The sequence below is a fragment of the Streptomyces sp. MS06 genome, from assembly GCF_047200655.1.
Taxonomy (GTDB): Bacteria; Actinomycetota; Actinomycetes; order Streptomycetales; family Streptomycetaceae; genus Streptomyces.
The window spans coordinates 18955-42650 of the sequence record NZ_JBJZOJ010000047.1 but is presented as its reverse complement, the minus strand read 5'-3'; the positions used below and the strand labels follow the sequence as shown (position 1 = coordinate 42650).

The window sequence follows — 23696 nt, the reverse complement described above, 5'->3', positions numbered from 1 at the left end:
GCTCAGTGCCGCGCGGCCGCCGCCCGCAGGGCGACCCGGTCCTCGCCCGCGTACACGTTCATGGAGCTGCCGCGCAGGAAGCCCACCAGGGTCAGGCCGGTCTCCGCGGCCAGGTCGACGGCGAGCGAGGACGGGGCGGACACCGCGGCCAGCACCGGGATGCCCGCCATCACCGCCTTCTGCGCCAGCTCGAAGGAGGCCCGGCCGGAGACCAGCAGCACCGCTCGGGACAGCGGCAGTTCCCCGTGCTGCAGCGCCCGGCCGACCAGTTTGTCGACGGCGTTGTGCCGGCCCACGTCCTCGCGCACGTCGAGCAGTTCGCCGCTCTCGTCGAACAGGGCGGCGGCGTGCAGGCCCCCGGTCCGGTCGAAGACCCGCTGGGCCGCCCGCAACCGGTCCGGGAGGCGCGTCAGCGTCTCCGGCTCGACGCGCACCGGGGGAGTGTCGGCGATCGGCCAGCGTGCGGTCGTGCGGACGGCGTCCAGGCTCGCCTTGCCGCACAGCCCGCAGGACGAGGTGGTGTACACGTTGCGTTCCAGGGTGATGTCGGGCAGCTCCACCCCCGGCGCGGTCCTGACGTCCACCACGTTGAAGGTGTTCTCCCCTCCCTCCCCCGTGGCGCCCGCGCAGTACACGACATTGCGCAGATCCGCCCGGTCGCCGAGCACGCCCTCGCTGACCAGGAAGCCCACGGCCAGCGCGAAGTCGTCACCGGGCGTGCGCATGGTGATCGCGAGCGGCCGGCCGTTGAGCCGGATCTCCAGCGGCTCCTCCGCGACCAGCGTGTCGGGGCGCGCGGAGACGGACCCGTCCCGGACGCGGATCACCTTGCGTCGTTCCGTGACTCGTCCCATGCCCTGTCCCGGTCCTGTGCGTACTGGAGGCCGAAGCGGCCCTGGAAGCCGAAGGCGCCGCGCGCCGCCGGTCGGTCGAGCGGCCGGGCGACCTTCACGCCCTCATTGTCCTGCACACCCGCCACCGGCACACAGCCCCCACCTCCGCCAACCCGCACCCGGGGCACCCGCAACCCGCACCCGCGCACCGGCACCCGGCTACCCCACCCCCTGGGACGCACTCCACCCGCACCTGCCGCGCACCCTCCGCCCCCGCCGCGCACCCCCGTAACCCGTACCTCCCTCCCGTACCTCCCTCCCGTACCTCCCTCCCGTACATCCCGGTGCGGCCCGCGGCCCTGCACGGCCCGCGACCCGCTGGGCGTACGGTGGACGTGAGGACCAGCGAACACCTCCGCCCGAGGAGCAGGCGATGGCGGAGCGGACGACAGCGGCCTCCGACCTCCTCGTGCAGGGTCGGGAGGCGTACCGGCGGCGTGCCTGGGCCGACGCCTGCGACCGGCTGTCGGCGGCCGACGACCTCGCCCCCCTCACCGCACCGGACGCGGAGCGACTCGCCGTGGCCGCCTACCTCAACGGGCGCGACGAACAGGCCGTGCGGACCTGGGAGCGGGCCTGCCTCGCCTTCCACCGGGACGACCGGACCGCCCGCGCCGTACGCTGCGCCTTCTGGCTCGGGGTCGCGCTCGCCCGGCACGGACGCCACGCCCAGGCGGGCGGCTGGTTCGCCCGGGCCGCACGGTTCCTGGAGGAGGCGGCCGAGGACTGCGTCGAACGCGGCTACCTCCTCGTCCCCCGCGGCCTGCAGGCCCTGGAGTGCGGCGACCACGAGGCCGCCCGCGCCGAGTTCGCCGGCGCCGCCCGCATCGCCGACCGGTTCGGCGACCCCGACCTGACGGCCCTCGCCCGGCTCGGCCAGGGGCAGGCGCTGATCAGCGCCGGCGACCCCGGACCGGGCACGGCGCTGCTCGACGAGGCGATGGTCGCCGTCACGGCCGGCGAGGTCTCGCCGATCGCCGCGGGCCTCGTCTACTGCGCCGTGATCATCGCGTGCCGGGAGACCTTCGACGTGCACCGCGCCGCGGAGTGGACCGCGGCACTGAGCCGCTGGTGCGACGCCCAACCGGACCTCAAGCCCTACCGCGGGCAGTGCCTGGTCCACCGCTCGGAGATCATGCAGTTGCGCGGTGACTGGTCCGGGGCGCTCGCCGAGGCGCAGCAGGCCTGCGCCCACATGGCGGCCCCGACCGCCGATCCCGCCCTGGGCATGGCCCAGTACCAGCGGGCCGAACTGCTCCGGCTGCGCGGCGCCCACCCGCACGCCGAGGAGGCGTACCGCCAGGCCGACCGGTGGGGCCACCCCACCCAGCCGGGACTGGCGCTGCTGCGGCTCGCCCAGGGCCGGACCGACGACGCCGAGGCGGCGATCCGCAGGCTCGCGGCCCAGGCCGACGGCGACCGGGTCCAACGCTGCCGCATCCTCGCCGCCCAGGTGGAGATCGAGCTCGCGGCGGGAGGCGCCGAGGCCGCCCGGGACGCCTGCGACGAACTCGGCAAGGCGGCCGGCGACCTCGCCTCGCCGTACCTGCGCGCGGTGGCCGGTGCCGCCCGCGGCGCCGTGCTGCTCGCCGAACGGGACGCCGCCGCGGCGGAGGACGTCCTGCGGGCCGCCTGGGCGACCTGGCAGGAGCTGCGGGCGCCGTACGAGGCGGCACGCGTGCGCGTGCTGCTCGCCGAGGCCTGTGCGCTGCAGGGCGACCACGACACCGCCGCGCTGCAACTGGACGCCGCCCGGGAGGTCTTCGAACAGGTCGGCGCCGCCCCGCAGCTGGCGCGGGTGGACCGGCTGGCGAGGTCGGTGGGCCGCGCGCGGCGCCCCGGCCGGCCCGGCGGGCTCACACCGCGCGAGACGCAGGTGCTGCGGCTGGTCGCGGGCGGCGCGACCAACCGCGAGATCGCCGCCACGCTCGTGATCAGTGAGAAGACCGTAGGCCGCCACCTGAACAACATGTTCGTCAAGCTAGGCGTCTCCACCCGGTCCGCGGCCACCGCGTACGCCTACGAGCACGACCTGGTGTGACCGCGGTACGCGCGCATGGGTCGTTCCACCCACGTCCGGGCCCGCCCGGAGATGCGCCGTTCGCCCGATGCGCCGGGCCGCGCACCCCGACGAGGCTGGCTGCGTGCCTTCACGAAGGCGCGGAGGCACGAGGCACCAGGTGCCGAGGCACCGGAGGCCCGGAGGCCCGGAGGCCCGGAGGCCCGGAGGCCCGGAGGCCCGGAGGCCCGGAGGCCCGGAGGCCCGGAGGCCCGGAGGCCCGGAGGCCCCGAGGCCCCGAGGCCTGAAGAGTCGCGAGGCCCCGGAGGCCCGGAGGCCCGGAGGTCCCGAGACCTCGGCGCCGCGGAGCGAGAGGAGGCAGCGATGACCAGGACCCGCGCTGCGGACCGCACGGTGACCCCGCACCCTCCGGAGCACACCGCCGCCCAGGAGGCGCGGCGGCGAGTGCTGGAGGACATCCCGCTCACCGAGCACCGGAGCGACCTCGACGGCGTGTCGACCTCCTACCTCAAGGGCGGCAGCGGCCCACCCGTCGTGCTCCTGCACGGCATCGGGCAGACCTCCGCCGTCTGGCTCCGGGTGATCAGGAGACTCGCGCCCACCTGCACCCTGATCGTCCCCGACCTGCCGGGCCAGGGCGCCTCCGAGATCCACGACGGCCGCCCGCCCACCGCCGACCGGGTCACCGCATGGCTCGCGGCCCTCATCGGGACCACCTGCCCCGCCCCGCCGGTACTCGTCGGCCACAACATCGGAGGCGCGATCGCCGCCCGGTTCGCGGCCGCCCACGGCGACCTCGTCACCGGACTCGTCCTCGCCGACGCGCACGGACTCGGGCCGTTCCGCCCGGCACCCCGGTTCGCGCTCGCCGTCGCCGCGTTCCAGGCGCACACCACCGAACGCACCCGGGACCGCATGCTCGGCCGGTGCATGACGGACTTCGACACGGTCCGGGACGACCTGGGGGAGGACTGGGACGGCATCGCCGACTACGTCCTCGACCGGGCCCGCACGCCCGAGGTGAAGGCCGCCGGCCGAACCCTGACGAAGGCGTTCGTGCGTCCCGTCATCCCGGAGGCCGAACTCGACCGCATCACGGTGCCGACCACGCTCGTCTGGGGGCGCGACGACCCCGAGACACGGCTGAAGTACGGGGAGCGCGCCGCGGCCCGGTACGGCTGGCCGCTGCACGTCATCGACGACTGCGGCGCCGACCCCGACCTCGAGCACCCCGACGCCTTCGTCGCAGCCCTGCGCACGGCACTTCCGGCCGCCTGACCGCACAGGCCCGGCACGACGGGTGGACCATGGACAGGGAAGGAGCCGCCATGAACGCCCCCACCGAGCACGCCGCCCCCGGCACGATCCGCGCCGCCTGGGACGCCGTGGCCCCGGACTTCGACCGGTTCGTCACCCCGCACTCCATGCCCTTCGGCACGCGGATCCTGGAGCCGGTGGGCGTCGGACCCGGCACCCGCTTCCTGGACGTCGCCGCGGGCAGCGGAGCCCTCGCCCTGCCGGCGGCACGCCGGGGAGCAGAGGTCACCGCCGTGGACATCTCCCCGGCGATGGCGGAGCGGCTGGCGGCCCGCGCCCGCCGGGAAGGCCTGGACCGGGTCCGGGTCCTCGTCATGGACGGCGAACACCTCCGGCTGGACGACGACGCCTTCGACGTGTCCGCGTCGCTCAACGGGGTGTCCCTCTTCCCCGACCTCCCGCGGGGGCTCGCCGAGATGGCCCGTGTCACCCGGCCCGGCGGCACCGTACTGGTCGCGGCGTTCGGCCCGCCGCAGAAGGCCGAGTTCATCGCCTGGGCCGTGGGCGCCCTGCGGGCCGTCGTCCCCGGCGCCTCCCCACTGCCCGAGGACGCGCCGCCGCTGCCGTTCCAGCTCGCCGATCCGGACCGGTTCGCGGCCGTACTGGCCGGGGCCGGCCTGCGGAACGTGACGGTCCGCCAGGAGGCGATGGACGCCTCCGTCCCGTCCGCGCAGGCACTGCTGGAGATGGTCCGCGGCAGCAACCCGATCGGCGCCCGTTGGCTCGCCGCACTCACCGAGGAGCAGTCCGCCGAGATCCGGCAGGTCCTGGAGGGCATGCTCCGCGAACGCTCCGTAGGCGGCCCCGGCGCCGTCTTGCACAACGAGCTGAACATCGGAACCGGTACCGTGCCGGCGGACTGAGGTGCCGGCGGCACGGCCGCCGGGCCACGCCCGGCGGTGTCACGTGCCTGACGGTGCCACGGGCCTGACGGAAGCCGACAACGTCGCGCCCCGATTCCTGTGGCTTCACCTGCCCTCGTACCCGTGAGTCACTGATCAGACTAGTGGCTCCCGCTACCGAGGCAACGAGGGGGAACCACCCGATGAACGGCTCGCGGATCGCCGCCGTCGGCCACTACCAGCCCGCCAGGGTGCTCACCAACGGGGAACTGGCGGGCATGGTCGACACCAGTGACGAGTGGATCAGAACGAGGGTGGGCATCCGCACGCGGCACATCGCCGGCCCGGACGAGCCGGTCGACGAGCTCGCCGCGCACGCCGCCGCCAAGGCACTCGCCGCGGCCGGGCTGACGCCCGCGGACGTCGATCTGGTACTCGTCGCCACCTCCACCGCGGTCGACCGCTCCCCGAACACGGCCGCCCGGGTCGCCGCCCGTCTCGGCGTGCCGCAGCCCGCCGCGATGGACCTCAACGTCGTGTGCGCCGGCTTCACCCACGCGCTCGCCACCGCGGACCACACCGTGCGGGCCGGCGCCGCGCACCGGGCACTCGTCATCGGCGCCGACAAGATGTCCGACGTGGCCGACTGGACCGACCGCACCACCTGCGTCCTGGTCGGCGACGGCGCGGGCGCCGCCGTCGTCGAGGCCTCCCCCGAGGGCGCCGAGCCGGGAATCGGGCCGGTGCTGTGGGGGTCGGTGCCCGAGATGGGGCACGCGGTACGGATCGAAGGGCAGCCCGCCAGGTTCGCGCAGGAGGGCCAGAGCGTGTACCGCTGGGCCACCACGCAGCTCCCGCCGCTGGCCCGCCAGGCCTGCGAACGGGCCGGGCTCGCACCGGAGGACCTCGCCGCGGTCGTCCTGCACCAGGCCAACCTGCGCATCATCGAACCGCTGGCGCGGCGACTGGGCGCCCGCGACGCCGTCGTGGCCCGCGACGTCACCGAGTCCGGGAACACCTCCGCCGCCAGCATCCCGCTCGCCCTGTCCAAGCTGGTCGAGCAGGGCCGGATCAGCACCGGCGACCCCGTGCTCCTCTTCGGCTTCGGCGGCAACCTGTCGTACGCGGGACAGGTCGTGCGCTGCCCCTGAACGGCCCGGCCCGTCCACCGCGGCCCCGCCTGCCCGGCCGGCGCCCCGCCGGCCCGTGGGACGCGGGGCTGCCCGGCGCCTACCCGATCCCCTGCCGGTCGGGCCGCAGGGCGAAGGCCCGGTCCGCGGCCACGTGCACCGACCGCCGCACCGCCTCGGCCAGCAGTTCGCGGTGGCGTTCCAGTGGCGGCCGGCGCTCCTCCGGGGCGACCAGCAGCAGGTCGTCCAGCGCGGCGACGAGCCTCCGGGTCACCTGCGGACTGCCGACGGCGGCCCCCCTGATCTCGGCGAATCCGAGATCCACCAGTTCGGACCAGCTCGGCACCGGCTGCACCAGCCGCACGGCGCGCCGGCGGTCGCGGTGGAGCGACGCGTTCAGCGGGCGGCGTGACAGCGTCGCGAGGAACTGCACGATGCGGTCGACGGCCTGCACCGCCGTCGTCGGGTCGTTCACCCCCGGGGACAGCGCACGCAACCCGATGTCGACCAGTTGCCGAAGCCCCAGGGCGAGGTCCTGGTGGAAGGTCCGCTCCACACCGACGGAGACGGTGTAGGTCAGCGACCGCGCCGACGGCACGGGTCCACCGTGCACGGCGAGCAACGGCGTGCCGGGTACCACGAAGTCGCCGATCCGCGGGACCAGCCGCAACACGACGTCCCGTTGCCGGGCCGCCCTGACCAGCCGGGAGATGTTGACGTCGCGCAGCACCCCGGCCCGTCCCCGGTGCGCCACCCACGCCGTCACCGGCCCCAGCTCCTCCTCGGCGTCCGCGGCCCCTTCGGTGGGCATCAGCGCGACCATGCGGAAGGACTCCACCGTGATCCGGTCGATGACATGGCTGACCCGCATCAGCCGCAGCGTCGCGTTCACGTACATCACGAACAGCACCAGGCTCAGCCCCAACATGACGATCATGAGAAGGGACTGGACCAGCGGGACCGAGGTCACCCGTCGCGGGTCGGTCTCCGTGGTCGCCGACGTCAGGACGAGCAGGGACAACAGAAACGTCGACAGGAAGACGGCGAAGGTGGCCTTCGTGATGCGGCTGCGCACATAGAACCGCACCACGCGAGGGGTGAACTGGCCGCTCGCCATCTGCACGGCCACCAGCGAGATGCTGAACACCACACCGATGAACGTCATCATCGCCGAGCTGATCGTGTTGGCCACCGTGCGCGCGTCCTCGGCGATACCGACCAGATCGCGGATCGCGTCGTACTCGCCCGCGTCCCGCAGCGTCTCGACGATCCTGGTGTCCAGCCCCGAGGCCCCCGTCCACACCACGAAGACCACCACCATGGTCGCCGCGGGCGCGAACCAGAACGTGTCCCGCAGGTGCTCCCGCAACGGCGACAACGGCTTCGGTCGCCGCCCCTCCCGCAAGCCCCCGGTAGTCATCCAGTCACCCATGGTGAGACTGTAGATCTCCCGCACTCCGGCCCGGCGGACCCGCTCCGGAGGCCCGGATACCGAGGTGAGGGGCAGTGCCAAAGCTTGGTATTGTTGTCCGTGTCGCCGCGGGGAGCTCCCCGCCGGGCGGCACACCTGGTCCGGGTGGCGGAATGGCAGACGCGCTAGCTTGAGGTGCTAGTGCCCTTTATCGGGCGTGGGGGTTCAAGTCCCCCCTCGGACACCAACGATTACCCGCGTTCTCGCTGAGGGCGTGGGTACTTCTTGTTGTGGCGGTCGGTCGGTCGTTCGTTCGGATCGGGGGGTGATCTCGGCCCGCACGGTCTGCCAGCTCCGTGTTTCACGGATGACCGGATCGGTTGTTCGTGACCGAGCGCTTCAGACGGCCACTACGCAGCTCGGTCGGCTACTTGCACGCTCGGCCCGCACCATCAGGACATCGAGCGTGAGACGGGGCACGGACTGATAGCCTGCGATCTTCGCCGGTCGCCCGGCGGAGTCCCCCGGCAGGTCTCCATGTCTTGCTCCAAGCAGCTCATGACAGTTCTCGATGCCCTGGACGCCGCTTTTGCCTCAGAGGAGCCCTTCCTCGTCACAGGGTGCACGTACTGCTACGCCGAGCAGGACCTCGCCGAACTCTCCGGGCAGCACTCTGCACACCCACCCCAGCCCGGTGCCCGCCAGGGACGCCCTCAGCCTCATCACCGTCGCCACCGACAGCCTGCGTCCCTGGCTGAACGTATGGACCGCGACCCGTACACCGGCTGCCGATACGCACCTCGCAGAACTCGTTGACGACGTGACGTTCGAGTTCGAGATCACCGACCTGCGCATGGGCTTCTACGGTGAGTACTCCGCCACTGCCGAGCTGCTGGGCTGGCTTCTCACCGATGTACGCGACCGCGTCACCGACGCACGTCTCGACGACCCCTTCCTTCTGGAACACCTCAGGACAGTTGCTCGGCACCCCAACTGACCGATTCCGCCGTCAGTACCTTCGAGAGGGAGTCTGTTGGAATCGCGGCCGCGCTGGTGGGGTGTGACGAAGTGTCCCCGGTCCCCGCGGGGCCGCGCCCCTCACCTCAGGTCAGTTCGTCGGCGAGCAGGTCCATCAGCAGGCCGTCCTGCCAGGTGCCCGACCTGGGGTCGCGCCAGTACGCCCGCATGATCCCCACGGGTTTGAACCCGACCTTGCCGTAGCAGCGGATCGCCGTGGTGTTGGCCGCCGCGGGGTCGATGGTCAGCCGGTGGTGGCCGCGTTCCTGCACCAGCCAGCGGGCCAGTGTGCGCACCGCATCGGCACCGAGCCCCTGCCCATGGCACCTCGCCGTCAGGAAGATGTCGATGCCGGCACGGCGGTACTCGGGATCGGTCTCCTCGTCGAACTGGATGGCGCCGATGACCTCACCCTCCAAGACGACGGCCAGCATGTCCCCGTAGTCGTCCGGGGGCGGCCACCAGGCCGCGACCTCCGCCTCCCGCACGATCCTCTCGAGGATCGCGGTGTCGGTCTCGGTCACCGGCCGAAGTACGACCTTCTCCCCGTGCAACTCCATTCCCCCATACTCCCGTAACGGCGGAGCGACTTCAGCGCCCGATCGGCCCCGACCCCGTCCTGCCTTGTCGCCCGCCGCCCGCCGCCCGCCGCCCGCCGCCCGCCGCCCTTCGGCTCGGTGCGCCGCGTTGCCGGTGGACGGGCCCGTCCCGTGGACCTGCGGTGAAAACCCTGTGGAAGCGGTGTCGGTGGTGCCGCCTATGCTGCACCGGACGATCACGCGGGACCTGGGGAGGGCGCGGCATGTTCCAGAAGCTGTTCGGCAGAGGTGGGGAGAGATCGGCGGACGATCCGCACGCCCTCAACGTGCTGCGCAGACGGAAGAACGCGGTGTTCAAGCTGTACGCGCTCGGCGACGAGCAGGTCCTCGCGCTGGTGGAGGCGGCCGAGGAGGGCGACTGGGCGGCGGTCAAGACAGCGCTGGCCCCCTTCGACCTCGGCCGCGACCACCGGGTCCTCGCCGAACTGGCCGAAGTGGACGGAGTGCAGGACTGGATCGGCCGGGCCGTCGAGGAGGACGAGGAGCACCGGGCCACGGCCCTGCTGATATCCGGGGCGAGGCACATCAGATGGGGCTGGCAGGCACGTACCGCCGCCCGCGCCGTCCACGTCACGCAGGAGCAGTGGCGGGTGTTCCACGAGCGGTTCCACATCGCCGAGGAGCAGTTGCTGCAGGCGGCGGAGCTGCGGCCGGAGTGGATCACGCCCTGGTGCGGCCTCCTCACCTCCGGCCGAGGCATGTCGCTCGGTCCCGCCGTCCACGAGGCCCGGTTCGACGCCGCCCTGCGCCGCGACCCGCTGGACCTGGAGAGTCGGGTCGAGCGCGTGCTGCAGCTCCAGCCCCGCTGGGGCGGTGAACCCGGCCAGGCCCTGGCGTTCGCCCGTGAGGCCGCCGCCGGTGCACCCGAGGGCCATCGCCTCGGCTGTCTGATCGCCACGGCACACATCGAGGAGTGGGTCGAGTCGTCCGACCCGGACTGCCTCGAAAATCCTGTCATCCAGCAGGAGTTGAGGAAGGCCGCCGAGCGCAGCATCCTCCACCACGACTACGAGCTGCGCCCCGGCTGGCAGGAGGACTACAACGTCTTCGCCATGGCCCTGGCGCTGTCCGGCGAGAGCCGCCTGGCCCCGCGCGTCTTCCGCGAACTGCGCGGCGCGTACACCCCGTGGCCGTGGAAGTACATGGCGCAGCCGGAGGAGACGTACGCCCGCTTCCGGCGCCGCGCCTGAGCCCGCGCGCCGCCACCCACCCGCCTGCCGACCCACTCCGGACTGCCCCATGACTCTGCCCGACGCCCCCTTGAGCCCCGCAGGTGCCGACCGCGCCTTCCAGGTGGACCTGCGCGGTCTCGTCGATCTGCTGTCCCACCACCTCTACTCCAGCCCCCGCGTCTACCTGCGCGAACTCCTGCAGAACGCGGTGGACGCGCTGACCGCCCGGCGCGGTCTCGAACCGGCCGCCTTCGCCGACGCCTTCGGTATCCGCCTCTTCGCCGACGGCTCGGTGGTGCGGGTCGAGGACGACGGTGTCGGTCTCACCGAGGCCGACGTGCACACCTTCCTCGCCACGATCGGCCGCAGCAGCAAGCGGGCCGGGGGAGCCCCCGCGGACGAGCCCGTCCCCGGCTGGGGCCCGATCGTCGAGCAACGCGCCGATTTCATCGGCCAGTTCGGCATCGGCCTGCTGTCCTGCTTCCTGGTCGCCGACGAGATCCACGTGCTGAGCCGCTCCGCCCGCACCCCCGACGCCCCCGCCGTGGAGTGGCGGGGGCGCGGCGACGGCAGCTACACCGTCCGCACCCTGCCCTCCTCCGCCCGGCCCCGCCCCGGCACCACCGTCACCCTGACCCCCCGCGCCGACGCGGGCGAGTGGACCCGTCCGGCGCAGGTGCACGCGCTGGCCCGGCACTTCGGCTCCCTGCTGCGCCACCCGGTGACCTTCGACGACGGCACGGGCGGTCCGGGCGCGGCCGTCAACCCGGAGCCCGCACCCTGGACGCGTGCGTACCCCACGCCGGGAGCCCGCTCCCGCGCGCTCGCCGCGTACGGCGAGGAGGTCTTCGGGTTCGTTCCGCTTGACACCATCGAACTCGACCTGCCGGCCGTCGGCCTGAAGGGCATCGCCTGCGTGCTCCCCGAGGCGGTACCGGCCGGGCGCCGCCACGGCCACCGCGTGCACGTCAAGGGCATGCTGCTGTCCGAGCAGGCGGAGGAGATCCTGCCCGAGTGGGCGTTCTTCGTCCGCTGCGTCATCGACGCCGAGAGCCTGCGCCCGACCGCGTCCCGCGAGTCCCTGTACGAGGACGACACCCTCGCCGCGGTCCGCGACGCCCTCGCCGACGGGCTGCGCTCGTGGATCGCCCGGACCGCCGCCAGCGACCCGGACCTCCTCGGCCGCTTCCTCCAGGCCCACCACCTGGCCGTGAAGTCGCTGGCGGTGCACGACGACGAGATCCTGCGGATGCTGCTGCCGTGGCTGCCGTTCGAGACCACCGACGGACACGCCACGCTGGACGAGTTCGCCCGCAGCCACCGCAGCGTGCTCGTGACGTCCAGCGTGGAGGAGTTCCGGCAGGTCGCCGCGATCGCGTCGGCCGCCGGCCTCGGCGTCGTCAACGGCGGCTACACCTACGACCGCGAACTGGTCCACCGGTTGCCGGAGATCAGGCCCGAGACCAGCGTCGCCGACCTGGACCCGGCGACGCTCACCGCCCACCTCGACCCGGTCGACCGGGAAACCGAACTGGCCGCCGCGGCCTACCTGGCGCTGGCCCGGGACGCCCTCGCCCTCTTCGACTGCGACGTCGCGCTGCGCACCTTCCAGCCCGCCTCCGCCCCCGCCCTCCTCCTCGACAACCGCGAGGCCCGGCACGAGCGCACCCGCTCCCAACTCGCCCGCGAGCAGCAGGGAGGCCTGTGGGGGGACATCCTCGGCCACCTGCGCCAGGAGGCGCCCCGGGCGCAGCTGATCCTCAACCAGCTCAACCCGCTGGTCCGTACGGCCGTCACCATCGACGAGCCCGAACTGGCCCGCACCAGCGCCGAAGCCCTCTACGGGCAGGCCGCGATGCTCTCCCGCCGCCCGCTCAGGCCCGCCGAGTCGAGCCTCATCAACCGCTCCTTCCTCGACCTTCTCGCCCACGCCCTCCGCAAGGACAGCTGACGATGCCGACCGCACCCCAGACCATCGACGAGCTGTACCAGGCGCTCCGGGAGAACGACCGGCGCCCCTACGGCCGCACCCGCACTGTCACGGCCGAGGAACTGGTCGACGCCGCAGAGCAGTTCGCCGACCCCCTGCCGCTCGTGCACACCCTCCTCGAACTGCACGAGGCGTACACCTACGGCTCCGAACCCAGGAAGTCGCCCGTCGCCTTCGCCCGCCTGCTCACCCTCTTCGACGAACAGCCCGACGTGTTCGACGAGCGCCTGCGGCACATGCTGTTCTGGCGGTTCAAGTGGGTGGCCAACGCCCTGCGCGCGCTGCCCGAGATACCCCTGGCCAGCCTGCGCCAGTGGCTGGCCGAGATGCGCGACCGGTACGAGAGGGCCGGCCTCGGCCTCCAGCCCTACTACGGCCAGGCGTACCAGCTCGCCGCACACCTGGGGGAGGACACCGCCGCCGCCTACGAGCTGTGGGCGTCCCGCACCCGCACCCGGCTCAGCGACTGCGAGGCCTGCGAGATCTGCGAGCGCGCGCTCCACCACCTCGCCGCCGGCGACGACGAGCGGGCACTGCGCACCTGGGAACCCGTGCTGGCGGGCAAGGAGTCCTGCCAGGAGGAGCCGGCCCGCTCCGTCTCGCACGCACTGCTCCCCCTGCTGCGCACCGGCCGTACCGACGAGGTCCGCGCGCTGCACCTCGCCGGCTACCGGGGCTGCCGCCGCAACCCGTCGATGTCCGGCGAGGTCGGCCGGCACCTGGAGTTCTGCGCGCTGACCGGCAACGAGGCGCGCGGCCTGGAACTGCTCGCCGAGAACCGCAACCTGTTCGACGACGTCGATTCACCGCTCGACCTGCTCAGCTTCCTCACCGGTGTGGAGGTGCTCCTGCAGCGCGTGGAGCTCCTCGGCCACGGCGAGCTGCCCGCCGCCGGATACGCGGGGCGCACCTGGACGGTGGCCGGCCTGCGCGCCGAGGTGCGCGGCCGCGCCGCCGACCTGGCCGCCCGCTTCGACGCCCGCAACGGCACCACGGCCCACACCGACCGGCGCAGGACCCGCCTCGACCGTGCCCCCCTCCTGGACGCGCTCGAACTGACCCTGCGCACCCGCAGCCTCGACGACGCGGCCCCGGCCGCCGCGCCCGCCGTCGCCGCGCCCGCTGCCGTCCCGCCGGCCGCCGCCGTCCCCGAGTCGCTGCCTGAACTCATCACCCGGGCAAGGGCGTTGGAGGAGCAGGGGCACCCGGACGCGGAGGCCTGCTGGGCCCGGCTGCGCACTCTCGTCGCCGCTCCCGACTACGTCCACCCCGACGATCCGGCCCTGGGGCCGCTCGGCCGACTGCGCGCGGACCTGCTGGACGACGAGGCGAGCCGAGCGGGCCGACGGGACCGGTTCGCCGAAGCGGCCGCCCTCCACGAGGAGGCCGCAGCCCTCTACGAGGAGGCGGGAGCGCCGGGCCACGCGGCCCTCGCCCGCGCCTGCGCCCTCCTCACCGCGGCCGAGGCCGCCGCGGAGCACGCCGACGGAACCGAGGCGAAGGCCGACGCGCTGACCAGCGCACACACGGCCCTCGTACGACTGCACGAGGAGACGCCCGGCCTCGCCCCCCACCTCGAGACCCGTGTGCTGCGGCTGCGGGCGACCGCGCTCGCCCTGCGTCTGCAGGAGTCGAGGAGCGAGGAGCAAATCGCGCCCGCCCTGGCCGAGGTGGAGCTGCTCCTCGCCACCGCGACCCGGCACGACATCGCCGGACAGGTCTCCGGCGCCCTCATGCTGCGGGCCAGTACGTACGCCCTCTCCGGAGACCTGCCCGCGGCGGCGGCGGAGATCGACGCACTCCTCGACCGGCTGAAGGCGGACGGCCCCGGCTGGCACCTGCCCCGCACGCTCGGCCTGCGCGCCCGGATCCGGCTCGGCATGGGGGACGCGCAGGCCGCCCACGAGGACCTGACGGAGAGCCTGCGCACTGCCGCCGACCTGCCTTCCGACACCGGCGACACCGCCCGCCTCCACGCCGACCTCGCCCAGGCCTGCATGCACCTGGGCCGGCCCGACGAGGCACTGCGGCACCTCACGCGCTCCGCAGAACTGGAACTGCGCGACGGCAGCCGCACCGACGCGTTCTGCACCTACAGCAACGTCGCCCAGCTCAGCCTCGACCAGGGCCGCGTCGAGGACTGCATCGCGCTGCTCGACTCCGTGCTGACCGAACCGGACGTCGCCGCCGGAGAGCTGGACGACCGGCTCGTCGCCCAACTGCGTCTGACCCGGGCCCGTGCGCTGCACGCGGGGGAGGACCTCAAGGCCGCCACCGCGGAGTTCGCCGCCCTCGCGGCCGAGTCGGCCGGCTGGGACGACGACCCCGGGAGCCACGCCATGATCGCCGCGGAGACCGCCGTGGCCCTCGCCGAGGGCGGCGAGTTCGGTCGAGCCCGCGAGGCCGCGGACCAGGCCCTCGCCGCGCATGCCCGGGCGCCGCGCTACGAGCAGCTCAGCAACTGCCTGCGCGAACTCGCCCGGCTCCAGGCCCAGCGGCAGGGACCCGAGGGCCTGACCGCCGCGCTCGCCTTCCTCACCGACGCGGGCCGGATCGCCGACGAGGCCCGTGCCGCGGAGTACCGGGCACGCGGTCGCTCCCTGGACACCGCCCTCGCCTACGAGTACGGACGGGTCAACGCCTACGCCCGCGAGTACGAGGCCGCCCTGACCGCTCTGGACCGTGCCCTCTCGCTGCTCGGCGAACCGGGTACCGACGCGGACCACGCCGGCGAATGGGCCGAGTGCATCCGCCTCGCGGCCGCCGTGGAGGGCATCTACCTGGAACGCCCCGCCCCGGCCCTGACCCGCCTCGCCGAGGCGGTCTCCACCCTCGAGGCCCTGGGCCACACCGAGGAGACCGAGCCGCTGACCTCCCTGGCGGCCCAACTGCGCGACAGGGACTGACGCGGTCGGCGCCGCCCCGTGCCCGGCCGGGCCGCGGTCCGGGACGCCGCCGAGCCGGACGCGCCTGGCACGCCGACCCGGACGCGCGTGCGCCGGGCGCGCGCCGCCGCGAGGCGCGCGCCCGGCAGTGGACCGAAAACGAGCCGTGGTTTGCTGCGGTGAGCCGGACGGCGGGCAGCGGACCACGGGCCGTCACAGCGCAGCCGGGCCACGGTCAGAGTGCATCCGGGCCACGGTCGAAGAGGCCGCTGCCCCGGACCGCGGCCGGCAGGAACGCCGGCAACCGCCGTCCCGGGCCGCGGGCTGCCGGGAAGTCGGGAAGCGCTGCCTCGCGCCGCCCGACCGCCGGGAAGCCGGTCAGACCCGGTCGAGGGACCGGTGCGGGCCCGCGGGGAGCTCCGCCTCGATCGCGTCACCGGGGCGGACCACGCCGCCCTCCCCGACGATGCACCGAGCGTACCCCGCGGCGCAGGGCCCCTGCTGCCGCGGCCGGCGTGGGCACCGGCCGGCGATCCGGTGCCGCCGCCGGACGCGTTCGCGGCGGAACCGCACGACCGACGGCTGGTGCCGAAGCCGCGACGGGCAGCGGCGGGTGCGGAGCCGGCCGGCGCGGCGGGCGCGGAGCCGCTTCCGACGGTGGGGGGCGCCGAGTTCCTTCCGACGGTGGGGGGTGCCGGAGCCCGGCACCCCCCACCGCTGCGGGCCTCTTCGTCGCCGCTGTCAGCAGCCCGCCCACAGGCGGGCCAGCTCCGCGGGGATCTGCGGGACGGCCGCGCATCCGCGCGGGTCGCGCGGGAGCCCGTCACTGGCCACGTAGGCCCACTGGCCGTCCTGGCTCCTGGTGAAGTACTTCATCGCGCCGCCGGCGTCCTGCAGTTGCACCTCCTCGCCCGGCGAGACCCCGGAGGTGGGATCGAACCGGGTGGCCGCGTAGGCGGTGTCGCCGCAGGTGCCGTAGAAGAAGCTGCCCTTCGCCGGGGCGATGTGGGTCAGGTTCTGCTGCGAGCGGCGGTAGGCCTCGGTGACGGCGTCCTTCACGGACTGCGGCACCACCAGTGACCGGCAGCGGTCGGCGGACCCGCCCGAGGGTGCGGCGGTGGTCGAGGGCGCGGGGGCGCCGGTCGAGCCCGTGGTCGGGCCGGTGGGCGTCGGCTTGCCGGTCGTCCCGCCCACCGTGGCGGACGCGGGCGGGGCGGTGGAGCCGGAGGGGCCCACCGCGACGAGCGCTCCGCCGCCGACGGCGGCGACCACGGCCACGGCAGCGGCGGCGGTGGCGTACCGGCGACGGCGCAGCAGCCGGTCGCCGCGGCTGCGGACGGCCTCGGCGGGACGGGGTGCGAGCCGGGCGGCGAACTCGGCGTCGCCTGCCCTGAGGATGGTCTCGAAGTCCTCAGTCACGGTGGAACACCTCCTTGTGGGTGGGGCCGAGAGCGTGGTTGCGCCCGTCGGCCGGGCGGCGGTCCGGCCCCGTGGCCCGGGCCGGCGCGGCGGCTCCCGCCGAGGCGGGGAGTCCGGCTTCCCCGGTCGTCTCCGTCAGGTGCGGTGCCATGGCCCGCCGGCCGCGCGAGAGCCGCGCCTTGACGGTCCCCGGCCGGGCGCCGGTCTCTCTCGCGATCTCCTCGACGGTGAGGCCGACCAGGTGGTGCAGCACGATCGCTCTTCGCTGCGGAGCGGGGATCCGGCGGAGCGCGGCCACCACCGCCACGTAGTCGACGCCGACCCCCGGGACGTCGTCGTCCGGACCGCGGCGCCGATGCGCGGCGAGCCGGTTCACCGCCTTGCGCCACACGCTCACCCGCAGGCGGTGGGCGACGGTGCGCACCCACGCTTCGGGATCGTCGTAGCGGGACACCTTCCCCCAGTTCTGCCAGGCTCGGGCGAAGGCCTCCTGGACCAGGTCCTCCGCCTCGGTACGGCTGCCTGTCATCGCGTACATCTGTCCGGTCAGGCGACGCACACTGCCGGCGTAGAAGGCGTCGAAGTCGTCTGCTTCGCGCACTGGACCCCCCTCGATCTCCTGGTTCTCCGGGTGCGAGGGCTGCGGCGGCGCCCTCTCGTCAACTGGTCACGCCCGACCCTGCGGGAGGGTTGCACGAAATCCGAACCGATGTCGCGCCCCGACCGCGGCGGTGGACGTCGCCGACCGCGCCGCACCCGGATCCCCGTGGCTACGCCGGTCCGACACCACCACGGCGGTCGTGACGGCGGCGGAACCTCGCCCGGTACTCCCGCGGCCGTTGCCCCGTGTGCCGGGTGAAGATGCCGCCGAACGTCCCGGCGTCGCGGTATCCGACCTCGGCCGCTATGGCCGCGACGGTCCGGTCGGTCGTCTCGAGCAGGTGCCGGGCCCGGCGCACCCGCGCCTTGTGGAGATAGGTGAGCGGCGACTCGCCCGCCTCGTCGCCGAAGCGCCGGAGCAGGGTGCGGGTGCTGACGTGGAACTCCCGCGCGAGCCCGGACAGGTCGTAGCGCGCCGCGATGTCCCGGTCCAGTCTGCGTTTGACGCCGAGGGAGAAATCCCCGCCCGCGGTGGGTACGAGTGCCGGCTCGACGTAGGGCGCCTGGGTGGAGCGCGCGTCGTCGACCAGGGCGATGCGCGCGGTGCTGCGGGCGACGCCGGGTCCGTCGTGCTGGCGGATCAGTTGGAGCGCGAAGTCGTACATGGCGCTGAAGGCCGCCGTGGTCGTCACTCCGCGGTCCGTCACGAACAGGGACTCCCGGAGCAGGCGCACGTCGGTGTACCGGCGGGCGAACCGGTCCGCGTACAGCCAGGACGTGGTGGCCCGGCGCCCGGCGAGCAGGCCCGCCTCGGCGAGCAGGTAGGCGCCGACGCAGATCGACACGACGGCGGTGCCCGAGGCCGCCTGCGCCCGGATCACCGCGGTCTCCGGTGCCAGCGCCGCGAGGGCCGCGTCCAGGCCGCCTGCGGGCGGCGGCTCGAAACCCGGCACGATCAGGACGTCCACGGGGCGCACGGCGCGGACGTCGAGGGACGAGCCGCCGGACGCGATCACCCGGAGCCGGGGCGAGACGACCGAGATCTCGTAGCCCGGCCGCGGCGTCCCGTTCGCCGCCGAGACATGCGAGGCCATGGCCAGGAGGTCGGGGACGCCGTACACCTCCGAGGCGAAGCAGCCGGGGAAGGCCAGCACACCGACCCGCAGGGGACTCGACGGACTCACAGGCACCCCCGGTATCTTCCGGCCCCCGTCGCACGGTTGGCGACATTACCCGGATACCAGGCGATCCCGCCGCTTCCGGGGACTGCGGGCACCTCGGCACCATCGTGCGCATGACGATCAAGAGAGACCGGCTGCGCGACGACCCCCTGGACGACTTCACCCGGCGAACCGTTGCGGTCGACGGCGTGGAGAAGACCGTGTACGTCATCGGGACGGGACCGGCCGTCGTCCTCATGCCGGAAATGCCCGGTATCAGTCCTGATGTCGCGCGTCTCGCGCGTTGGATGCGGGACGCGGGGTTCCGCATCTACCTGCCGTCACTCTTCGGTACCGACGGAGCCCGTCCGCTCACCGAGGCGGGCCGGGACGTGGTCCGGAGAGCGTGTGTGAGCGCCGAGTTCCGGGCGTTCGCCGGTGGCGGCACCAGCCCCGTCGTCGGATGGCTGCGCGGACTGGCCCGCATCGCGCACGCCGAGTGCGGCGGGCCGGGGGTCGGGGCGGTGGGGCTGTGCTTCACCGGGAACTTCGCCCTGGGCATGACGCTCGAGCCGGCCGTCGTCGCTCCCGTGGTCAACCACCCCTCGCTGCCGCTCGACAGCCCCGGTGAGCTGGAGATCGGCGAAGCGGACGCGGCCGCCGTCGCCGAGCGGGTGGAACGGGACCGGTTGACGGTGCTCGCCTACCGCTTCGAAGGCGACACCTGGTGCACGGGGCGGCGGTTCGCCGCGTACCGGGCGCTGCTCGGGGAGGCGTTCGACGGCCGCGTACTCGACGCCGGGGCCGCGCACCCGGATCCCCCGCCCTTCTTTCGCGATGTCGTCGGCTGCGCGCACAGCGTCGTGACGGCCCACCTCGTCGACCGGGAGGGCCATCCCACCGCGCGGGCCAGGGACGAGATCATCGCCTTCCTGGCCGAGCGGCTCGCCACGCGGCAGGCACCGCGGACCGGCGGGGCTCCGCCGCCCCACGGGGGTGGGTGAGGGGGCACCGCCCGCCGGCCCGGCAGCGGTCGCCGCCGACCGGGTGTCGCGCCTTCACCCGGTGGCAGCCTTCACCCGGTGGCAGCCGTCACCCGGCGCCGCCGCCCCGGCCGGTGCGCCGGTGCCACGGCGTCGTCCCGAGGCCCTCCGCCGGGCCCGTCCAGTGCTCCGAGAGCGGGCCCACGGACAGTCCGGCCGCCCGGCAGTCGGCCACGATGCCGGGCAGCGCGCCCAGCGCCGCCCGCCAGCAGCCGGGTGCGGACGCCCGGTCCGTGTCGTGCAGCAGCAGCGTGCCGCCGCCGCGCAGATCCGCGCCGATCGCCGCGCGAACCGACGCGGGCGTCGCGTCGGCCGTCCAGTCGCGGCCCCACGCGGTCCACAGCACCGGCCGCAGCCGGGCCCGGTGCGCGGCGGCCCAGCGTCCGGAGGTCAGGATGCCGTAGGGCGGCCGGTACCAGCGGGGGTACCGGCCGGTGGCGTCGAACACGGCGCGCGCCGCCCGGTCCACACCGCGGGCGTCGCGCACCGGGGCGGGCAGCCAGGGACGGTCGTGGCACCAGCCGTGCACCGCGACCTCGTGCCCGCGCCGGACGGTGTCCCGCAGCACCTCGGGGTGCCGCACCGCGGCCTCGCCCAGCACGAAGAACGTCGCCCGCACCCCGAGCCGCTCCAGGGCGTCGAGGAAGCAGGGCGTGGTGCGGGGGTCGGGCCCGTCGTCGAAGGTGAGCGCGACGTGATCGGGGCGGCCGGCGCCGGCCAGGCCGGGGAAGCAGCGCCCGCGCAGCCGGGGCAGCCAGGTGGCGGCGGGGACGATGTGCGCGGCGGCGACCACGGCGAACGGCAGCAGCCCGGCCGCCGCGCGACGGACGCTGCGACGGCCGACGGTCGACCGGGCGTGGTGGGGCATCGGTCTCCTTGCGAAGAGGTGGGCGGCGACCGGGGCTGAGGTGTGCGGTGGAGATCCGGGGCCGAGGTGCGCGGCGTCGGCCGGGGGGCGGCTGCGGCTGTGGCGGCGACCGGCGACCGGCGACCGGCGACCGGCGGCCGGTGGGCGGGGCCCGGCGGCCGGCGGGCGCGGGGCGCGGGGGCGCGGTGGTGCGGCGTTCCCGGCACGGCCTACGGGGAGGCGTGCGCCTGCGCCTCGCTCTCCGGGCCGTCCCGTGCCCGCGGGGCCGCGTCCCACTCGCCGCTCACCGACGGTGCGCGGGCCAGGCCGATACTGCCCAGGCCGATGAGGGCCGCGCCGATCACCTCGGGCAGCAGCCGTACCCCCAGCTCGACGCGCTCACCGAACAGTGCCCAGCCCAGCGCCACGCTGGTCAGCGCGTCACCGAGGGTCAGGGCCGGCTGGGAGGCGGTCAGCGAACCGGCCCGGAACGCGGCCTGCAGGAGCAGGAAGGCGACCGTCCCGGCGGCGGCGAACGCGTACGGCGGCCACTGCGACAGCACCGCCCCGAGGCCTTCCGGCAGCCGGCCGGTGACTTCCTTCAGCAGCGCGGCCGTCCCCGCGAACGACACCGCCGAGGCCAGGCCCAGCAGCGTGGCCCGCGGCGAACCGCGAACCGGCCTCGACACCGCGACGAGGGCGACGACGACGCCGAGCAGGGTCCCGCCCGCGGTCAGCCAGCTCCCCGCGGAGGCGGTGTCCCGGCCGGGCGAGGGCGCGGCGGAGCTCAGGAACAGCGCCATGCCCGCGGCCAGCGCCGCGAACGCCCACCAGGTGCGGCCGTCCGGACGCCGGTGGAAGACCAGACTGCCGATCACGAGGGTGAACAGCAGTTCGCTCGCCATCAGCGGCTGCACCAGCGACAGACTGCCCACCGACAGTGCCGAGCCCTGCAGCACCGTGGACACGATCAGCAGTCCGGCGCCCACGATCCAGTGCGGGCGCCGCAGCACGTTCCCCAGCCAGCGCAGAGCGGTGCGCAGGCCTCGCCCGCCGGTCGGCTCGTCCACGGCGGCCCGCCGCTGCAGGACGGAGGAGGAGGCGTTGGAGAGCGCGGCCAGCAGCGCCAGGACGACCGTGAGCGCCTTCACCGGCCGCTCCCCGTCCCGCCCGCGGCCGGGCGCACCGCGATGCTCATCCGAACGTCGCGGCCAGTCGCCGGTACAGTCCGGGCGCGACCCCGCGCACCCGCACGGGCAGCCGCAGCCAGCCGGGGACGTACACCTCGTCCCGGTTCCTGGCCACCGCGTCCCGGACCGCGTCCGCCACCCGCTCGGGCGGCACCGGCCTCGGCCTGGCCCGCCGGTACGGGACGCCGCGCCGCTCGAAGAACGGCGTGTCCACCACCCCGGGGACGACATGGCTGACGCGCACCCCGGTGCCCCGCAGTTCGTACCGCAGCGCGTCGGCGAACGCGGCGAGCGCCGCCTTAGCGGCCGAGTAGACCGCCTCCCCGCGCACCCCGACGGAACCCGCGAGGGAGCCGATGAGGACCACCCGGCCGGAGTGGGCGGCCACCATGTGCGGCAGCACCTGGCGGACCAGCCGGATCGTGGCCAGCAGGTCGACGTCGATCACCTGTTCTATCGCGGGCCGCGGCATGGTGGTGAAGTCCCCGGCCCAGCCGATGCCCGCCCCGGCCACCAGCAGGTCGATCCGGCCGGTGCCGGCCAGGGCGAAGTCCACCAGTTCCCGCTCGGCGCCCGGCCGGGTCAGGTCCGCGGGGAACGCCGAGCCCGGTGCCTGCTCGGCGATGTCCGCCAGCCGGCCGCGGTCCCGCCCGTTCAGCACCAGGCGCCAGCCGCCGTCCGCGGCCAGCCGACGTGCCACGGCCGCGCCGATACCCGAGGAGGCGCCGGTCACCAGCGCCGTCCCCGGACGGTCGGAGCCGGTCGCGGCGCGGTCAGCGGCGTCCGGCAGCGGTCCCGCCGCCGGACGTCGGGGTGCGGAGCGGGACGGGGCGTGCGACATGGCTGACCTCGACTGCGACGGCGAGCGACGGGAGTCGGCCCGACTGCGGACGCCTCCCGGCCTCGGACGGAACGAGTGGTCACGGAGTTTCCCGATCACATGCCACCAAACTAGGCGAAGATAGTTTGGACGGCGCGGCAGGCGTCAAACCGTCACCTTGTGCCCCTCTCCTCGCCGCCGTCCCGATCCTCCCGTTCGGGCGCCGCCCGCAGCCTCCTGATCGTCAGCGCGAGCATGGGCGCCGGACACGACACCGTGGCCGCCGAGCTCGCCCGGCGGGTACGGGCGCGGGGCCACCGGGCGGACGTGGTGGACCTGCTCCCGCTGCTGCCCTGCGGACTGGGCACCGGGCTGCGCGCCTTCTACCAGGCCTCGGTCCGGCATGTGCCGGTCCTGTACGCGGGGCTGTACCGCGCGTTTCTGCGCCCCGGCGCGGGGAGCCGTCCCAGCGGGGTGCCGCTGGCCCGGCTCGCCGCGGACCGGTTGACCGCGATCGTGGAGCGGACCCGCCCGGACGTGGTCGTCCCCGTGTTCCACCTGGCGGCCCAGCTCACCGGCGACCTGCGGCAGCGGGGGCGGCTGCGGGTGCCGAGCGCCGTCTTCCTGGTCGACTTCGCCGTCCACCGGCAATGGCTGCATCCCGGCAACGACCGCTATCTCTGCCTCACCGACGAGGCCGCCCGCGTCGTCTCCGAGGACCTCGGCACGCCGGCCGAGACGACCGGGCCGCTGGTCGCCCCCGAGTTCTTCCGTCCCGCTCCCGGCGCACCGCACTGGCGGGACGCCTTCGCGCGCCGTGCTCCCGGGCGGCCGCCGGTCCTGCTGTCGGCCGGAGCCTGGGGTGCCGCGTCCCGGCCGGCGGAGACCGCGCGGCTGCTGCGGGAGGCGGGTTTCCTCCCGGTGGTGCTGTGCGGCCGGAACCGGCGGCTGCTCGACCGCCTCTCCTCGGTGCCGGGCGTCCTCGCCCTGGGCTGGGTCGCCGACATGCCGGGGCTGATGGGTGCGGCGCGGGCGCTGCTGGACAACGCGGCCGGTCAGACCGCGGTGCAGGCGCTGGCTGCGGGGCTGCCCGTGGTGGCCTACCGGCCCCTGCCCGGGCACGGGGCCGAAGGGGCGCGCCGGATGGCGGAGCTGGGCGTCGCGGAGTATGCCGCCGACGCGGCGGCCCTGCGGGCGGCGCTGCACACGGTCGCGGCCGACGGCCCGCCACGGGAGCGCCTGGTGGCGCGTGGCCGGGCACTGTTCCGGGGGGACGTCTCGGCCCGGGTCCTCGAGCTGGCGGCCGGAGCACGGTACTGAGCGGCATGTCCGCCGGCCCCG

The 23696-nt window shown here is 74.7% G+C and carries 19 protein-coding genes and 1 tRNA gene; 11 read left to right on the top strand and 9 right to left on the bottom strand.

What is annotated here, in order from left to right:
- Positions 1-2 precede the first annotated feature (2 nt).
- On the bottom strand, positions 3-854 hold the full coding sequence (fdhD, locus tag ACL02U_RS23430) for a formate dehydrogenase accessory sulfurtransferase FdhD (protein ID WP_412792871.1): 852 nt from the start codon (positions 852-854) through the stop codon (positions 3-5).
- 412 nt (positions 855-1266) lie between these two features.
- Between fdhD and ACL02U_RS23425 the strand changes: the two genes are divergently transcribed.
- The 4 genes from ACL02U_RS23425 to ACL02U_RS23410 all read left to right on the top strand — a co-directional run bounded on the left by ACL02U_RS23425 (position 1267) and on the right by ACL02U_RS23410 (position 6223).
- Complete coding sequence (locus ACL02U_RS23425; protein ID WP_412792870.1) at positions 1267-2934, top strand: LuxR C-terminal-related transcriptional regulator; 1668 nt, start codon at positions 1267-1269, stop codon at positions 2932-2934.
- Positions 2935-3276: 342 nt separating this feature from the next.
- A complete protein-coding gene (locus ACL02U_RS23420) occupies positions 3277-4191 on the top strand; it encodes an alpha/beta fold hydrolase (protein WP_412792869.1) in 915 nt (304 codons plus the stop codon).
- A gap of 50 nt (positions 4192-4241) precedes the next feature.
- The gene (locus ACL02U_RS23415; RefSeq protein WP_412792868.1) at positions 4242-5093 is read left to right on the top strand and encodes a class I SAM-dependent methyltransferase; all 852 of its coding nucleotides are present in this window, start codon (positions 4242-4244) and stop codon (positions 5091-5093) included.
- A 182-nt stretch (positions 5094-5275) separates the two neighbouring features.
- Positions 5276-6223, top strand: coding sequence for a beta-ketoacyl-ACP synthase III (locus ACL02U_RS23410; RefSeq protein ID WP_412792867.1), 948 nt, complete (start codon positions 5276-5278; stop codon positions 6221-6223).
- Between the two features lie 79 nt (positions 6224-6302).
- Here the strand turns inward: ACL02U_RS23410 and ACL02U_RS23405 are convergent, their stop codons facing one another.
- A complete protein-coding gene (locus ACL02U_RS23405; RefSeq protein ID WP_412792866.1) occupies positions 6303-7634 on the bottom strand; it encodes a DUF2254 domain-containing protein in 1332 nt (443 codons plus the stop codon).
- Positions 7635-7772: 138 nt separating this feature from the next.
- Here ACL02U_RS23405 and ACL02U_RS23400 point away from each other — a divergent pair.
- Together ACL02U_RS23400 and ACL02U_RS23395 are read left to right on the top strand one after the other, a co-directional pair.
- A tRNA-Leu gene (locus ACL02U_RS23400) sits at positions 7773-7860 on the top strand.
- A 447-nt stretch (positions 7861-8307) separates the two neighbouring features.
- Positions 8308-8610, top strand: a complete 303-nt coding sequence (locus ACL02U_RS23395; RefSeq protein ID WP_412792865.1) for a hypothetical protein — start codon at positions 8308-8310, stop codon at positions 8608-8610.
- Positions 8611-8716: 106 nt separating this feature from the next.
- Here ACL02U_RS23395 and aac(6') read toward each other — a convergent pair whose 3' ends face one another.
- Positions 8717-9190 (bottom strand): aminoglycoside 6'-N-acetyltransferase, encoded by a 474-nt coding sequence (aac(6'), locus tag ACL02U_RS23390; protein WP_412792864.1) that lies wholly within the window; start codon positions 9188-9190, stop codon positions 8717-8719.
- Positions 9191-9432: 242 nt separating this feature from the next.
- Here aac(6') and ACL02U_RS23385 point away from each other — a divergent pair, with 242 nt between their 5' ends.
- From ACL02U_RS23385 to ACL02U_RS23375, 3 genes are read left to right on the top strand one after another with little or no spacing between them, the layout of a single operon-like run.
- Positions 9433-10419, top strand: coding sequence for a hypothetical protein (locus ACL02U_RS23385; protein ID WP_412792863.1), 987 nt, complete (start codon positions 9433-9435; stop codon positions 10417-10419).
- 49 nt (positions 10420-10468) lie between these two features.
- Positions 10469-12352, top strand: a complete 1884-nt coding sequence (locus ACL02U_RS23380) for an HSP90 family protein (RefSeq protein WP_412792862.1) — start codon at positions 10469-10471, stop codon at positions 12350-12352.
- A 2-nt stretch (positions 12353-12354) separates the two neighbouring features.
- Positions 12355-15297 (top strand): hypothetical protein, encoded by a 2943-nt coding sequence (locus ACL02U_RS23375; protein WP_412792861.1) that lies wholly within the window; start codon positions 12355-12357, stop codon positions 15295-15297.
- 720 nt (positions 15298-16017) lie between these two features.
- On the opposite strand, the gene ACL02U_RS23370 is transcribed toward ACL02U_RS23375, so the two are convergent.
- From ACL02U_RS23370 to ACL02U_RS23360, 3 genes are all read right to left on the bottom strand, one after another.
- On the bottom strand, positions 16018-16695 hold the full coding sequence (locus ACL02U_RS23370) for a hypothetical protein (protein ID WP_412792860.1): 678 nt from the start codon (positions 16693-16695) through the stop codon (positions 16018-16020).
- Positions 16688-17296: a SigE family RNA polymerase sigma factor gene (locus ACL02U_RS23365; RefSeq protein WP_412792859.1), complete on the bottom strand. Its 609-nt coding sequence runs from the start codon at positions 17294-17296 to the stop codon at positions 16688-16690. Before ACL02U_RS23365 ends, ACL02U_RS23370 begins: the two co-directional genes overlap by 8 nt.
- A gap of 169 nt (positions 17297-17465) precedes the next feature.
- A complete protein-coding gene (locus tag ACL02U_RS23360; RefSeq protein ID WP_412792858.1) occupies positions 17466-18479 on the bottom strand; it encodes a GlxA family transcriptional regulator in 1014 nt (337 codons plus the stop codon).
- A 110-nt stretch (positions 18480-18589) separates the two neighbouring features.
- Between ACL02U_RS23360 and ACL02U_RS23355 the strand changes: the two genes are divergently transcribed.
- Positions 18590-19459, top strand: coding sequence for a dienelactone hydrolase family protein (locus ACL02U_RS23355; RefSeq protein ID WP_412792857.1), 870 nt, complete (start codon positions 18590-18592; stop codon positions 19457-19459).
- Positions 19460-19547: 88 nt separating this feature from the next.
- Here the strand turns inward: ACL02U_RS23355 and ACL02U_RS23350 are convergent, their stop codons facing one another.
- From ACL02U_RS23350 to ACL02U_RS23340, 3 genes are all read right to left on the bottom strand, one after another.
- Positions 19548-20366, bottom strand: coding sequence for a polysaccharide deacetylase family protein (locus ACL02U_RS23350; RefSeq protein WP_412792856.1), 819 nt, complete (start codon positions 20364-20366; stop codon positions 19548-19550).
- A 209-nt stretch (positions 20367-20575) separates the two neighbouring features.
- The gene (locus ACL02U_RS23345) at positions 20576-21496 is read right to left on the bottom strand and encodes a DMT family transporter (RefSeq protein ID WP_412792855.1); all 921 of its coding nucleotides are present in this window, start codon (positions 21494-21496) and stop codon (positions 20576-20578) included.
- A gap of 43 nt (positions 21497-21539) precedes the next feature.
- On the bottom strand, positions 21540-22376 hold the full coding sequence (locus tag ACL02U_RS23340; protein WP_412792854.1) for an SDR family NAD(P)-dependent oxidoreductase: 837 nt from the start codon (positions 22374-22376) through the stop codon (positions 21540-21542).
- Positions 22377-22610: 234 nt separating this feature from the next.
- On the opposite strand from ACL02U_RS23340, the gene ACL02U_RS23335 reads away from it, so the two are divergent.
- Entirely contained in the window at positions 22611-23675 is a 1065-nt protein-coding gene (locus tag ACL02U_RS23335; protein WP_412792886.1) for an MGDG synthase family glycosyltransferase, read from the top strand.
- Positions 23676-23696: the final 21 nt, after the last annotated feature.

Bases quoted from the DNA above. Each gene is read 5' to 3' on its own strand.
- fdhD (WP_412792871.1), bottom strand. From the start codon at position 854: ATGGGACGAGTCACGGAACGACGCAAGGTGATCCGCGTCCGGGACGGG.
- ACL02U_RS23425 (WP_412792870.1), top strand. From the start codon at position 1,267: ATGGCGGAGCGGACGACAGCGGCCTCCGACCTCCTCGTGCAGGGTCGG.
- ACL02U_RS23420 (WP_412792869.1), top strand. From the start codon at position 3,277: ATGACCAGGACCCGCGCTGCGGACCGCACGGTGACCCCGCACCCTCCG.
- ACL02U_RS23415 (WP_412792868.1), top strand. From the start codon at position 4,242: ATGAACGCCCCCACCGAGCACGCCGCCCCCGGCACGATCCGCGCCGCC.
- ACL02U_RS23410 (WP_412792867.1), top strand. From the start codon at position 5,276: ATGAACGGCTCGCGGATCGCCGCCGTCGGCCACTACCAGCCCGCCAGG.
- ACL02U_RS23405 (WP_412792866.1), bottom strand. From the start codon at position 7,634: ATGGGTGACTGGATGACTACCGGGGGCTTGCGGGAGGGGCGGCGACCG.
- ACL02U_RS23385 (WP_412792863.1), top strand. From the start codon at position 9,433: ATGTTCCAGAAGCTGTTCGGCAGAGGTGGGGAGAGATCGGCGGACGAT.
- ACL02U_RS23380 (WP_412792862.1), top strand. From the start codon at position 10,469: ATGACTCTGCCCGACGCCCCCTTGAGCCCCGCAGGTGCCGACCGCGCC.
- ACL02U_RS23375 (WP_412792861.1), top strand. From the start codon at position 12,355: ATGCCGACCGCACCCCAGACCATCGACGAGCTGTACCAGGCGCTCCGG.
- ACL02U_RS23355 (WP_412792857.1), top strand. From the start codon at position 18,590: ATGACGATCAAGAGAGACCGGCTGCGCGACGACCCCCTGGACGACTTC.
- ACL02U_RS23350 (WP_412792856.1), bottom strand. From the start codon at position 20,366: ATGCCCCACCACGCCCGGTCGACCGTCGGCCGTCGCAGCGTCCGTCGC.
- ACL02U_RS23340 (WP_412792854.1), bottom strand. From the start codon at position 22,376: ATGTCGCACGCCCCGTCCCGCTCCGCACCCCGACGTCCGGCGGCGGGA.
- ACL02U_RS23335 (WP_412792886.1), top strand. From the start codon at position 22,611: ATGGGCGCCGGACACGACACCGTGGCCGCCGAGCTCGCCCGGCGGGTA.